We start from the raw sequence: 13,209 nt of genomic DNA, 5'->3' as shown, positions 1-13,209 counted from the left end.
AGGCGTTTTACCTCTCCGCCAGCCCGGCGGCGAGGATGTTCTTCGCGGCGTTGACGTCCCGGTCGTGGACCGCGCCGCATGGGCAGGCCCACTCCCGGACGTTCAGCGGCATCCTGCCTTGCAGGGTCCCGCACGCCGAGCACAGCTTCGAACTCGGGAACCAGCGGTCCACCGCCACCAGTTCCCGCCCGTACCACCGGGCTTTGTACTCCAGCATCAAGCGCAGTTCCCGCCAGGAGGCATCCGAGATGGCGCGGGCCAGCGAGCGGTTCCTCATCATGTTGCGGACGGTCAGGTCCTCCACGGCGATCACTTGGTTCTCGCGAACAAGCCGTGTGGTGACCTTGTGCAGGTGATCCCTCCTGCGGTCGGCGATCCGGGCGTACACCTTGGCCACCTTCAGCTTGGCTTTGGCCCGGTTCGCACTGCCCTTCTCCTTGCGGGCGAGCGCCCGCTGAGCCTTGGCCAGTTTGCGCCGGTCGACCCGCTCGTGACGCGGGTTGGCGATCTTCTCTCCGGTCGAGAGGACGAGCAGGTGGTTCAGGCCCGCGTCGATTCCCACGTTCGCTTCGACGGACGGAAGCGGAGCGATCTTTTCCTCGACCAGCAGGGACACGAACCAGCGGCCCGCGGCGTCTTTCGACACGGTCACCGTGGACGGCTCCGCGTCCTGCGGGAGCGGGCGCGACCACACGATGTTCAGCGGCGCGTCCATCTTCGCCAGCGTCAACCGGCCGTCCCTCCAGCGGAACGCCGAGCGGGTGTACTCCGCCGACGGCCGCGACTTCTTCTTGCTCTTGAACGTCGGGTACTTCGCGCGCTTGGCGAAGAAGTTCGCGAACCCCGCCTGAAGGTGGCGGAGTGCCTGCTGAAGCGGGACGGACGACACCTCGGACAGGAAGTCGTGGTCGCCGTCGCGCTTCCACTCGGTCAGGCGCGCGGACGACTCCACGTAGGAGACGCGGCGCCCTTCCAAGGTGTAGGCGCGGGTCCGCTCCTCAAGCGCTTTGTTGTAGACGAGGCGGACGCAGCCGAACGTCCGGGCGAGATCTTCGGCCTGCTCGGGGGTCGGGTGGAAGCGGTACTTGTAGGCCCGCTTCACGATCTGCGCCATGCCTCACATTCTAACAACGATCAGCTAAGGCTCGTCCGTGCGTTCGATACAGCGGCGCCGTGCCACGTTTCCTCCCTGCCCTGAAGGACGGGGTATCCACGCTCAAGGAGCTTCGATGAAAAAGACAGGAGCGGTGGCCGCTCTCGCCACCCTGAGCCTGCTCGCGACCGCCTGTGGCGGCACCTCCGACGGCCCCTCGGGCAAGGCCGCGGCGGGAGGCACCTTCTCCTTCGCGCTCAGCGCCGATCCCGGAGCGCTCGACCCGGCCATGGGCATCCTCGGGGTCACCAACACCACGCTGTCGCTGGCCTATGACACCCTGGTCGCCTACGCCCCGGACGGGAAGCTCCTGCCCAGGCTCGCCGAGAAGTGGGACGTCAAGCCGGACTCGGTGACCTTCACCCTGCGCAAGGACGTCACCTGCTCCGACGGCTCCAAGCTCACCCCGTCCGACGTGGCCGAGAACGTCAGGCACATCGCCGACCCCGCGACGCAGTCCCCCGTGTACGGCGTGCTCGTCCCCGCCGGGATGAAGGCCGAGGCGGACGACGCGGCGGGCACCGTGACGCTCTCCACGCCCCAGCCGTTCAGCTTCATCCTGGAGAGCACCACGCTGATGTTCGTGGTCTGCGGCAAGGGACTCAAGGACCGTTCCTCGATCGCGCACGCCTCCTCGGGCTCGGGGCCGTACACGCTGACCGAGGCGGTGCCCAGCGACCACTACACCTTCAAGCTGCGTGAGGACTACGTCTGGGGGCCGGGTGGCGCGGCGACGAAGGGGTCCGGCATGCCGGAGAAGGTCGTGCTGAAGGTCGTGCCGAACGAGCAGACCGCCGCCAACATGCTGATCTCCGGCGACATCAACGGGGCGATCGTCTACGGCGCCGACCGCAAGCGTCTTGAGGCCACCCCGGGCATGGGCAAGACGATCGCGTCGGCGGGCAACGGGCAGTTCTTCTACCACCAGGGCGACGACCGGCCCGCCAAGGACCCGGCGGTGCGCAAGGCGCTCACCCAGGCGATCAACCTCCCCGAACTGGCCGGGATCGCCACCAGCGGCACGGGACGGCCGGCGACCGGGCTGGTCGGCGACCCCAAGCCCTGCCAGGGCGACAGCGTCACCGGCCACGTCCCGGCGTTCGACCCGGCGGCCTCCGCCGCGGCGCTGGACGCGGCGGGCTGGAAGGCCGGAGCCGACGGCATCCGCGTCAAGGACGGCAAGCGGCTCAGCCTGCGCCTGCTGTACATCACCACCAAGGGCGCGGCGACCCAGGCCGCCAACGAGTACCTCGCCCAGTCCTGGAAGAAGGCGGGCGTCGAGGTCACGCTGAACGGCGTCATCGACACCAAGCTGTCGGAGTCGCTCAACGCCGCCCAGGACTGGGACGTGGTCTGGCTGCCCATCGGGGTCACGCTTCCCACCCAGCTCGTCGGGTTCCTGTCCGGCCCCGCGGCCCCCAAGGGCGCCAACTTCGCCCACCTGAGCAACCAGCGCTACAGCGAACTCGTCGCCGAGGCCGTGACCAAGCCCGGCGAGGAGGGCTGCAAGCTCTGGTCCCAGGCCGAGTCGGCCCTGTTCGAGGCCTCCGACCTGGTGCCCGCCGTGGACACCACCATGCTCATCGCCAAGCGGAACGCCACATTCGACATGGTGGCGGGCACGTTCGTGCCGACCTCCATCCGGATGACCGAGGCGGGCTGAGTGGCCGTCATCCCTCGTCTGCGGGGCCGCCGCCCGTCCACGGACGGCGGCTCCCGGGGCCGTGCGCGAGGGGCGTTCGTGCTGCGGCACCTCGTCCGTTTCGTGATCTCACTGGCCGTGCTGCTCGTCGCGTCGTTCGCGATGATCCACCTCATCCCGGGCGACCCGGTGCGCGCCTCGCTCGGCCCGGCGGCCCCGGTCGAACTGGTGGAGGCCAGGCGCGCGGCCCTCGGTCTCGACCAGCCGATCCTCACCCAGCTCGCCTCCTACGTCGGCCACGTGGTCTCCGGCGACTTCGGCACCTCCTTCCTCAGCGGGGAGCCGGTCGGCGAGGTCATCGCCTCCCGGCTGCCGAACACCCTGGCGCTGGCCCTGCTCGCGACCGTCGTCGCCCTGCTGGTGGCGGTCCCGCTCGGCATGTGGGCGGGGGTCCGTACGGAGAACGGCCGCAACCGGGGCACCGAGGCGGCCTTCACCTCGGCCACCGGCACGGCCGTCGCGATACCGGAGTTCCTCTACGCCATCGCCGCGGTGGCCCTGTTCGCCATCGGTCTCGGCTGGTTCCCGCCCGCGGGCAAGGGCGGCCCCGAGTCCTACGTGCTGCCCGTCCTGGCCCTGGCCATCGCCCCCGCCGCGATGATCGCCCGCATCTCCCGGGTGGAGACGCTGCGCGAACTCGGCAGCGACTACGTACGGCTGGCACGTGCCAAACGGCTGCCCTCCGCCCGGATCCACCTGCGGCACGTCCTGCCCAACACGCTCACCGCGACCCTCACCATCGGCGGCCTGCTGCTCACCGGCCTGATCGCCGGGAGTGTGCTGGTCGAGTACGTCTTCGCCTGGCCCGGTCTCGGCCTGCGGATCGTGGAGTCGATCACCCAGAAGGACTATCCCGTCGCCCAGGGCGTGATCCTCGTCTACGGCGCGATCGTGCTCGTGGTGAACCTGCTCGTCGACGTGCTGCTCGGCCTGCTCGACCCGACCTCCGCCCTGAAGGAGACCTGATGCGGCACCTGCTGCGGACCCCGGCCGGGCTCGCCGGGACCATACTGGTCACGCTCATGGTGGTCCTCGCCGTCATCGGGCCGCCGATCTGGGGGGCGGAGGCCGAGCGCATCAACCCGGCGGCCATCCTCCAGGGGGTCTCGGGCGAACACCTCCTCGGCACCGACAACCTGGGCCGGGACATCCTGGCCAGGGTGCTCGTCGCCGGACGGCTCTCCCTCGTCCTGGCCCTGCTGACCACGCTCATCGGCGCGGCCGCGGGCGTCGTGCTCGGCGCGCTGCCCTCGGTGCTGCCCCGCAGGGGCGCCCGCCTGGTCACCGGCACGGTCAACGCCCTGGTCGCCTTCCCCAGCCTGCTGCTGGCCATGTTCACCGCGGTGATCTCCGGGCTGGGCGCCAAGGGCGCCGTGCTCGGCATCGGCGTGGCCCTCGCGCCCGGCTTCGCGCGGCTCACCCAGACGCTCGCCGCCTCCGTCGCGAGCGCCGACTACGTGGCGGCCTCCAGGATGCTCGGCGTGCCCCGGATGCGGGTCATGACCCGCCACATCCTGCCCAACATCGCCGAACCGCTGATCCTCAACCTCACCCAGGCGCTGGGCAACGCCCTGCTCGCGCTGGCCGGGATGTCCTTCCTCGGGCTCGGCGTGCAGCCTCCGTCGTTCGACTGGGGCCGTCTGCTGTTCGACGGGTTCGGCCGCATCTACGACACCCCGGCCGTCGCCCTCGGCCCCGCCGTGGCGGTCGCGCTCGCGGGCATCGGGTTCAACCTGCTCGGAGACGCCCTGGCCAGGGCCGCGGCACGCGGCGGCGCGGCGGTCAAGGCCGCCCCCGCGGGCGCGGCCGTACCCCGGCAGGAGACCGAGCCCGACCCCGAGGCCGTCCTGGAGGTGCGCGACCTCACCGTCACCTTCCCCGGCGGCGTGACCCCGGTCCGCGGCCTGTCGCTGACCATCGCGCCCGGTGAGATCGTCGGCCTGGTCGGCGAGTCGGGCAGCGGCAAGAGCCTGACCGCCTCGGCCGTCGGCGGCCTGGTGCCCTACCCGGGCGAGGTGACGGCGAGCAGGCTGCGGCTGTGCGGCTCCGACCTCGACGACCTGACCGAGCAGCAGCGCCGCAAGCTGCTCGGCACCTCGCTCGCCATGGTCTTCCAGGACCCGATGGCCTCCCTCAACCCCGCGCTGCGGATCGGCGGCCAGCTCGCCGAGGTGTCCACCGTGCACCAGGGGGCGGGGCGCGCCCAGGCCTGGGAACGGGCGGTCGACCGCCTCGACCACGTGCGCATCCCCGAACCCGCCAGGCGGGCCCGCCAGCACCCCCACGAGCTGTCCGGCGGCATGCGCCAGCGCGTGGTGATCGCGATGGGCCTGATGGGCACGCCACGGCTCATCATCGCCGACGAGCCGACCACCGCGCTCGACGTGACGGTGCAGCGGCAGATCCTGCGCCTGCTGCGCCAGGTGACCGCGGAGACCGGCGCCGCCACCCTGTTCATCTCCCACGACATCGCCGTGGTCGGGGAGCTGTGCCACCGGGTCGTCGTCATGTACGCGGGCAGGGTGGTCGAGGAACTGCCCGTCGAGCAGCTCGCCACGGGCGCCGCGCACCCCTACACCCGCGCGCTGGTCGCCTCGCTGCCCGACATGGACACCGACAGGTCCCTGCCGCTGGCCAGCATCCCCGGCCGTCAGCCCGCCCCGGCCGAGGTCGGTTCCGGCTGCGCCTTCGCCGACCGCTGCGAGCTGGCCAGCGACCGCTGCGCAGAACTGCCGCCCCTCGTCCCGTACGGCAAGGCGCACCGCGTCGCCTGCTGGGAGGCCTCATGATCATCAAGAACCTGACGGTGCGGTTCGGCGCCTTCACCGCCGTCGACGACGTCACGCTGGAGATCCCGCCGGGGGCGATCGTCGGGCTGGTCGGGGAGTCCGGCTCGGGCAAGTCGACCCTGGCCAAGGCGGTGACCGGGCTGGTGCCGTACCGGGGGGAGATCACCGGGGCCGATCCGCGGCGCATCCAGATGGTCTTCCAGAACCCCTACGCCTCCCTCGACCCCAGGATGACCGTCGGCGCCTCGGTCGGCGAGGGGCTCCGCCTGCCCCGCGCGGAACGCCGGGCCGAGGTCGAGCGGCTGCTCTCGCTGGTCTCGCTGCCCGCGGCCCTGGCCGGTCGCTACCCGCGCGAGCTGTCGGGCGGCATGCGGCAGCGGGTGGCCGTCGCCAGGGCGCTGGGCGCCAGGCCGGAGCTGCTGGTCGCCGACGAGATCACCTCCGCCCTGGACGTCTCCGTGCAGGGCGCGGTGCTCAACCTCGTCCGCTCGCTGCGCGAGGAACTCGGCCTGTCGATGCTGTTCATCTCGCACAACCTCGCCGTGGTCCGCTACGTCTCCGACGTCGTCGCGGTGATGCACCAGGGCAGGCTGGTGGAGACGGGGCCGACCGAGGAGGTCGTCGGCGCCCCGCGGCACGACTACACCCGCTCCCTGCTCGAAGCCGTCCCCCGCCTGGGCCGTACCTCCTGAGACGTCACGGCCTGGGGGCGCCGATCGGGTTGGGCACCGGGACGACACCGGTGTCGACGAGGTGCCTGCCGAGCGGGGCGGCCAGCGCGACGACCTCCTTGAGGCCGGACTCCCCGAGGGCGGTGACCGGGTCGGCGGCCAGCCGGTCGGTGGCGTCCTCGATCTCGCGCCGCAGCCGCTCACCGGACCCGGTCAGCCGCCCGGCGCGGTCGAGCAGCCCCCTGGCGGTGAGCCCGTCGTGGCTCTCCCGCCACTCCTCGTCGCTCCAGCCCCGGTTGATCTGGATGGACTCCCTGGTGATCGCCCCGGTGGCCACGTGGGTGAGGATGGCGTCCAGTCCCCGCAGCCCGGCGTGCACCGACGCGATGACGTGCCCGTCCCCCCGGTGCTCACGGAGCACCGTCGCCGCCAGCCACAGGCGCCCCACGGGGTCAGGGGGAGCCGGGACGCCGGACCACCCGGCCGCCAGCGGCCTGCCGTCGAAACGGCACGCCCCGGCCGCCGTCTCCAGCAGCGACGCCAGCCGTTCCAGACCGTCCCGGCCGGGTGGCAGCGCCCGTTCCAGCACGGCGCGTACGGCGTCGATCCGGGCGGCGAGCACGTCCCCCGGAGAGGCGTGGGCCCAGGCGCCGGGAAGCGCCCTGGCGACCCTGCCGGGGGCGAAGCCGTACAGCACGGCCGTGGCGGCGGGGGCGTCGAGCGGGCCGAGCGGCGCGACCCGCCCGGTGAGGTAACCCGCCCACCACCCCGGCAGCCCCAGCGCCCTGGCCGCCTCGGCGGGCTCGGGCGTGAAGTACACCGCGGCGTGCAACGGCTCGACGGACCGCCAGAGACGTCTGGCCGATGTGGGGTCCACGGGCGTCCTCCTCTCGGATCCTCTCGGCCCCAGTGTGCTGGCCGGTCCGGACGGAGAACAGCGCCGTTTTCGGAAAGCGGACCGGAAACCGGCGCCCCGGCCTCTTCGGCGACGTCGTGGTGAACCGAAACCATCCGGAAGGGAAACTCGACCGGGGACCGGAAAAGGAGCATCCTCGTGTGGAGAGTAAGGTTGCCCTGCCCTAAATTAGGTAAGCCTTCGTAGTTTTCCCGGGAGTCCAGGTGTTCGCCAGCTACCTCATCGGACTGCGAGAGGGCCTCGAAGCGACCCTCGTCGTCTCCGTCCTCGTCGCCTTCCTCGTCAAGAGCGACAGGAAGAACCGGCTTCCCCAGGTCTGGGCGGGCGTCGGCGTGGCCGTCGCCCTCTCCATCGGGTTCGGCGCCCTGCTGACCTTCACCGCGGCGCACCTCAGCCACGGCCAGCAGGAGATGTTCGACGCCGTCACCTCACTGCTGGCGACGGTCTTCGTCACCTGGATGATCTTCTGGATGCGCCGGGCCGCCCGCTCCCTCTCCGGTGAGCTGCGGGCCAGGCTGGACGAGGCCATCCAGGTGGGCACCGGCGCCGTCGTGGTCATGTCCTTCCTGGCCGTGGCCCGCGAGGGGCTGGAGACCGCCCTGCTGTTCTTCGCCTCCGTGCAGGGCGCGACGACGTCGGCGAGCCCGCTGATCGGCATCACCCTGGGCATCCTCACCGCCGTCGCCCTCGGCTGGGGCCTGTACCGCAGCGCACTGCGGATCAACCTGACCGTCTTCTTCACCTGGACGGGCCTGCTGCTGATCCTGGTCGCCGGGGGCATCTTCAAGTACGGCGTGCACGACCTGCAGGAGGCCAACATCCTGCCCGGCCTGTCCACCTACGCCTTCGACATCAGCTCCGTCATGCCCGCCGACTCCTGGTACGGCGCGCTGGTGTCCGGGATGTTCAACATCACCCCGCAGCCGAGCGTGCTGGAGACCGCCGCCTGGCTCCTCTACGTCGTGCCCACCCTCTTCCTCTTCCTGCGGCCCCAGCGCAAGCGGCCCGCCTCCCCGCCCCTCTCCGTCTCCGACCCGCGTCCCGCGGCATGAAACCAGGGTTCAACATGCGTACTCCCATCGTCGTCGCCATCGGATTCCTCGCCATGGCGGGCCTGACCGCCTGCTCAGGCGGCGGCACCCCCGCCGCGAGCCCGCAGGCGGCGAGCAGCTCGGCGGGCGGCCCCATCGCCGTCGCCGCGAACGACACCGAGTGCAAGGTCGCGGTCACCGAGGTCACCGCGGGCACCTCGACCTTCACGATCACCAACGCCGGCAGCAAGGTGACCGAGTTCTACGTCTACGCCCCCGGTGACCGGGTGATGGGCGAGGTGGAGAACATCGTGCCCGGCCTGACCCGTGAGGTGATCGTCGAGCTGCCCGCGGGCGCCTACGAGACCGCCTGCAAGCCGGGCATGACCGGCAAGGGCATCAGGGGCCCGCTGAAGGTGACCGGTGAGCACAAGCCGCTCAGCGACGACGCCAAGCTGGCCGAGGCGACGGCGGGCTACAAGCGCTACATCAAGACCCAGAGCGACACTCTGCTGACCAAGACCCAGGAGTTCGTCGACGCGGTCAAGGCCGGTGACATCGACAAGGCCAAGGCGCTCTTCCCGGTCGCGCGGACCTACTGGGAGCGGATCGAGCCGGTCGCGGAGATCTTCGGCGACCTCGACCCGGCCATCGACGCCCGGGAGAACGACCTGGCCGAGGGCGAGAAGTGGACCGGCTTCCACAAGATCGAGAAGGACCTCTGGGTCACCAAGGACGTCAGCAAGGACGGCCCGGTCGCCGACAAGCTGATGGCCGACATCAAGACCATCGTGGACAAGGCCAACGGCGCCGAGATCTCCCCGGTTCTGCTGGGCAACGGCGCCAAGGGCTTGCTGGACGAGGTGGCCTCCGGCAAGATCACCGGTGAGGAGGACCGTTACTCGCACACCGACCTGTGGGACTTCGACGCCAACCTGCAGGGTTCGAAGGCCGCCGTGCAGGCGCTCAGGCCGGTGCTTGAGGAGCGGGCTCCCGACCTGGTCAAGACACTTGACGAGAGGTTCGCCGCGACCGAGGCGGAGCTCGGCACGCACCGCGCGGGCGACGGATGGAAGCTCCACACCGAGCTGTCCAAGGACGAACTGAAGAAGCTGTCAGACTCGATCAACGCGCTGGCCGAACCGATCAGCAAGATCGCCGCGATCGTCGCGAAGTAACCGGGACCGTCGCCTGCGGCGCGGGCCGGACTGAGGAGAAGGCATGAGTGAGCGGATCAGCCGCAGGAAGCTGTTCGGCCTGGGCGCGGCGGGGGTCGCGGCGGCCGGGGCGGGTGTGGTCGCGCTGCGGGCGGGCGAGGGCGGGCAGGGCCCGACCGCGGCCCGTGTCGCCTCCGCCACCGACGCGGTGCCCTTCTACGGCGAGCACCAGGCGGGCATCGTCACCCCGGCCCAGGACCGGCTGCACTTCGTCGCCTTCGACGTCATCACCGACAAGAAGGCCGAGCTCGACGAGCTGATGCAGGAGTGGACGGCCGCCGCGGCACGGATGACCCAGGGCAGGGAGGCGGGCACCTTCGGCGCCGTCGGCGGCCTGCCCGAGGCGCCTCCCGACGACACGGGGGAGGCGCTCGGGCTGCCGGCCTCCGGGCTCACCCTGACGGTCGGCTTCGGCGCCTCGCTGTTCGACGACAGGTTCGGCCTGGCGGCCCGCAGACCGGCCGCCATGGCCCCGCTGCCGAAGTTCCCCGGCGACGCCCTGCTGCCGGAGATCTCCGGCGGCGACATCTGCGTCCAGGCGTGCGCGCACGACCCTCAGGTCGCCGTGCACGCCGTGCGCAACCTGGCCCGCATCGGCTTCGGGCGGGTCTCGGTGCGCTGGTCGCAGCTCGGCTTCGGCCGTACCTCCTCGACCTCACGGGCCCAGGCGACGCCCCGCAACCTGATGGGGTTCAAGGACGGCACCAACAACCTCAAGCTGGAGGACGAGGCGCTGCTCGCCGAGCAGCTGTGGGTCGCCCCCGGCGACGGCCAGGACTGGATGACGGGCGGCAGCTACCTGGTCACCAGGAAGATCCGGATGATGGTCGAGACCTGGGACCGGGCCCCGCTGGACGAACAGCAGCAGATCTTCGGCCGTGACAAGGGCGAGGGCGCCCCGCTGGGGAGGAAGGCCGAGTTCGACCCGGTCGACTTCAACGCCAGGGACGCGGCGGGACAGCCGTTCATCAAGGCCGACGCCCACGTACGGCTGGCCCACCCCAGCAGCAACGGCAACGCCCACCTGCTGCGCAGGGGCTACAACTACGTGGACGGCTCGGACGGGCTCGGCCGCCTGGACGCGGGCCTGTTCTTCATGGCCTACCAGCGCGACCCGCACCGCCAGTTCGTCCCGATCCAGCTCTCCCTGGCCAGGCACGACGCGCTCAACGAGTACATCAAGCACGTGTCGAGCGGCCTGTTCGCCTGCCCGGGCGGGGTCCGCGACGCCGGAGACTACTGGGGCAGGACCCTGCTCACCTGAGCCGGGCCCGGCCGTGACGTACGGAGACGGCCCGCGCGGAGGTTGCGCGCGGGCCGTACGGCGTGCTCAGAAGGGGATCCACTCGGTGGAGACCGTGACCTCGTCGAGCAGCTCGGGGATGGGCTCGACGCCGATGCCCGGGCCGGTGGGAACCGGCAGGTGACCGTCCTGGAGGACGAACGGGGCGGTGATGTCGGTGGTGTAGTAACGGCTTGAGGCCGAGGTGTCACCGGGCAGGGTGAAGCCGGGAAGGGCCGCCAGGGCGACGTTGGCGGCGCGGCCGATGCCGGTTTCGAGCATGCCGCCACACCAGACGGCCACGCCGTGGGCACTGGCGAGGTCGTGGATGCGGCGGGCTTCGAGGTAACCGCCGACCCGGCCGGGCTTGATGTTGATGATCGAGCAGGAGCCCAGGGTGATGGCGGCGGCGGCGTGCTCGGCGGAGTGGATGGACTCGTCGAGGCAGACGGGGGTGCTCATCCGCTTGGCGAGCTGGGCGTGCTGGACGAGGTCGTCGTCGGCCAGGGGCTGTTCGATCAGCAGCAGGTCGAAGGCGTCGAGCTTGGCCAGGTGGGGGGCGTCGGCGAGGGTGTAGGCGGCGTTGGCGTCGGCCTGCAGGAGCAGGTCGGGGCCGAAGCGCTCCCGGACGGCGCGGACCGGGGCCAGGTCCCAGCCCGGCTCGATCTTGAGCTTGATGCGCCGGTAACCCTGGCCGACGTAGTCGTCGACGGCGTCGAGCAGGGCCTCGACGGAGTTCATGATGCCGACCGAGACGCCGCAGGGGACGGACGGGACGGCGGCGCCGAGATAGGAGCCGAGGGACTGGCCCGCGGTGCGCAGCCCGGCGTCGAGAACCGCGGTCTCCAGGGCGGACTTGGCCATCTGGTGGCCCCGGTAGCGGCGCAGGGCCCGGTGGACGGCGTTGATGTCGAAGGGGCCGGGCTGGGCCAGGTGGGGGACCAGCGCGGGGACGAGGTAGCGGCGCAGGACGTCGATGGCCGTCTCGGTGTACTCGGGGGAGTAGAGCGGGGCGGTCATCGCGGAGCACTCGCCCCACCCCTCGGTGTCCGGGGTCACCGCGCGCACGAGGAGGGTGTCGCGGTGGTGCTCGGTGCCGAAGGAGGTACGGAAGGGGGCGATGAGGGGCATCGTGATGCGACGGAGTTCGATTCCGGTGATCTTCATGATGTGTGCGGCCGGTGCCGCGTCTCCTTTGCGATGTGCCTGCTGTGGTGTGCCTGCGGTCTTCGGAGCGTCCTGAGGGGTCAGGCGGGGAGCCGGACGACGTAGCTGCTCTTGCGGTGGAAGCCGACGACCTGGGCGCCCCGCGCCATCAGGCCGCCGAGGACCTCGCGCAGGGCCTGGCGCCAGGCGCGGGCCGTGGACGGGTCGGTGTGGCGCAGCGTCTCGATGTCGGCGGGCAGGTCGATCAGCACGATCTCCGCGTCGGTACGGCCGGGCGCGGGGCGGCCGTCCCTGTCGCGCAGCCCGACGACGGCGTCCACCGGGACGTCCACCGCGTACGGCGTGCCCGCCGCCGCGGCGACGACGTGCGGGACGGTCAGCGGCCAGGTCGCCAGGACACGGTCGGACTCGTCACCGGCGTTGATCGCGTCGCCCATGACGCCGTAGAAGGACGGCAGGTACTCGGTGGGGAAGGCGCCGAGCTTGGCCAGGTTGAAGTGGGCGTTGCGGCGCACGAGCGGATCGTAGGTCCAGGTGATGGTGTCCAGGCCGCGGTCGAGGGCCCACAGACGCTGGTGCTGTTTGAGGGCGAAGCCGACGCCGTTGCCCAGGGTGGTCCCGGTGATGTGGGAGTGCAGCGCCCGTCCGGCGGGGGCGGCGAGGAAGCCGACCGAGGCCCCGACCATGCGCCCGTCCAGGTAGGCCCCGGTGATGTAGTTGCCCGCGTGCGACAGCGCCCGCATCAGTTCGACGCTGATCGGCGCGTTGCCCGGCTCCGACTGCCAGATCTCAACGAGCAGCCGGTACACCTCCTCCAGCTCCTCAAGGCGGTGGAGCTCACGGAGACTGACCCCGGTCGCGGTCGCGTCGAGCCCGACCCCGCTCATCGCAGTTCCCGCTGGAACAGACGCCGCACGTTGCCGCCCAGGATCTTGAGGATGTCCTCCTCGGGCAGCCCGCGCCGCAGGAGCGCCTCGGTGACCATGGGCAGGCCACGCGGCCCGTCGAGGCCGGGGATGGCGGCTGTGGCGTCGAGTCCGTCGGGGGCGGTGTCCTCGCAGCAGGGTGGGGTGGTGTCGTGGATGACTTCGCGGACGAAGTCGGGGCCGAGGCCGACGTGGTCGATGCCGGCGATGGCGGCGATGTGGGCGATGTGGTCGATGAGGCGGTCGAGGGTGTGGTGTTGGGGGGTGTCGGCGAGGAAGGGGGCGAAGAAGTTGACGCAGATGACGCCGCCGGTGGCGGCGATGGCGCGGAGTTGGTCGTCGGTGAGGTTGCGGT

At 71.3% G+C, this 13,209-nt stretch carries 12 protein-coding genes; 7 read left to right on the top strand and 5 right to left on the bottom strand.

Annotation, left to right across the window (positions count from 1 at the left end; translation table 11 throughout):
- Window positions 1–7: 7 nt before the first annotated feature.
- Window positions 8–1,114: an RNA-guided endonuclease TnpB family protein gene (locus ABZ463_RS13450; protein ID WP_352012067.1), complete on the bottom strand. Its 1,107-nt coding sequence runs from the start codon at window positions 1,112–1,114 to the stop codon at window positions 8–10.
- Between the two features lie 115 nt (window positions 1,115–1,229).
- On the opposite strand from ABZ463_RS13450, the gene ABZ463_RS13445 reads away from it, so the two are divergent.
- The 4 genes from ABZ463_RS13445 to ABZ463_RS13430 are packed head-to-tail and all read left to right on the top strand — an operon-like array spanning window position 1,230 to window position 6,336.
- Window positions 1,230–2,816, top strand: a complete 1,587-nt coding sequence (locus ABZ463_RS13445) for an ABC transporter substrate-binding protein (RefSeq protein WP_362775937.1) — start codon at window positions 1,230–1,232, stop codon at window positions 2,814–2,816.
- On the top strand, window positions 2,817–3,821 hold the full coding sequence (locus tag ABZ463_RS13440; protein ID WP_362775935.1) for an ABC transporter permease: 1,005 nt from the start codon (window positions 2,817–2,819) through the stop codon (window positions 3,819–3,821).
- Window positions 3,821–5,644 (top strand): dipeptide/oligopeptide/nickel ABC transporter permease/ATP-binding protein, encoded by a 1,824-nt coding sequence (locus tag ABZ463_RS13435; RefSeq protein ID WP_362775933.1) that lies wholly within the window; start codon window positions 3,821–3,823, stop codon window positions 5,642–5,644. Before ABZ463_RS13440 ends, ABZ463_RS13435 begins: the two co-directional genes overlap by 1 nt.
- Window positions 5,641–6,336: an ATP-binding cassette domain-containing protein gene (locus ABZ463_RS13430; protein WP_352012071.1), complete on the top strand. Its 696-nt coding sequence runs from the start codon at window positions 5,641–5,643 to the stop codon at window positions 6,334–6,336. The genes ABZ463_RS13435 and ABZ463_RS13430 overlap by 4 nt, the downstream gene beginning before the upstream one ends.
- Window positions 6,337–6,340: 4 nt before the next feature.
- Here ABZ463_RS13430 and ABZ463_RS13425 read toward each other — a convergent pair whose 3' ends face one another.
- Window positions 6,341–7,192 (bottom strand): hypothetical protein, encoded by an 852-nt coding sequence (locus ABZ463_RS13425; protein ID WP_362775930.1) that lies wholly within the window; start codon window positions 7,190–7,192, stop codon window positions 6,341–6,343.
- A gap of 242 nt (window positions 7,193–7,434) precedes the next feature.
- Here ABZ463_RS13425 and efeU point away from each other — a divergent pair, with 242 nt between their 5' ends.
- Genes efeU through efeB form a run of 3 tightly spaced genes read left to right on the top strand, consistent with a single transcriptional unit; the run spans window position 7,435 to window position 10,743 of the window.
- On the top strand, window positions 7,435–8,283 hold the full coding sequence (efeU, locus tag ABZ463_RS13420; protein WP_352012073.1) for an iron uptake transporter permease EfeU: 849 nt from the start codon (window positions 7,435–7,437) through the stop codon (window positions 8,281–8,283).
- 14 nt (window positions 8,284–8,297) lie between these two features.
- A complete protein-coding gene (efeO, locus tag ABZ463_RS13415) occupies window positions 8,298–9,440 on the top strand; it encodes an iron uptake system protein EfeO (RefSeq protein WP_352012074.1) in 1,143 nt (380 codons plus the stop codon).
- Between the two features lie 43 nt (window positions 9,441–9,483).
- Window positions 9,484–10,743 carry an iron uptake transporter deferrochelatase/peroxidase subunit gene (gene efeB, locus ABZ463_RS13410; protein ID WP_362775927.1) on the top strand — a complete coding sequence of 420 codons (1,260 nt, stop codon included), beginning with the start codon at window positions 9,484–9,486 and terminating at the stop codon, window positions 10,741–10,743.
- A gap of 66 nt (window positions 10,744–10,809) precedes the next feature.
- Here the strand turns inward: efeB and menC are convergent, their stop codons facing one another.
- The 3 genes from menC to ABZ463_RS13395 all read right to left on the bottom strand — a co-directional run.
- Window positions 10,810–11,928: an o-succinylbenzoate synthase gene (gene menC, locus ABZ463_RS13405; protein WP_362775925.1), complete on the bottom strand. Its 1,119-nt coding sequence runs from the start codon at window positions 11,926–11,928 to the stop codon at window positions 10,810–10,812.
- An 80-nt stretch (window positions 11,929–12,008) separates the two neighbouring features.
- Window positions 12,009–12,815 carry a GNAT family N-acetyltransferase gene (locus ABZ463_RS13400; RefSeq protein WP_362775923.1) on the bottom strand — a complete coding sequence of 269 codons (807 nt, stop codon included), beginning with the start codon at window positions 12,813–12,815 and terminating at the stop codon, window positions 12,009–12,011.
- Window positions 12,812–13,209: membrane dipeptidase (locus ABZ463_RS13395; RefSeq protein ID WP_362775921.1), on the bottom strand; the 398-nt coding region annotated here is incomplete at its 5' end. The genes ABZ463_RS13395 and ABZ463_RS13400, both read right to left, overlap by 4 nt.

It is taken from the genome of Streptosporangium sp. NPDC020145, from assembly GCF_040631275.1.
GTDB lineage: Bacteria > Actinomycetota > Actinomycetes > Streptosporangiales > Streptosporangiaceae > Streptosporangium.
This window is presented reverse-complemented; position numbering and strand designations above follow the sequence as displayed.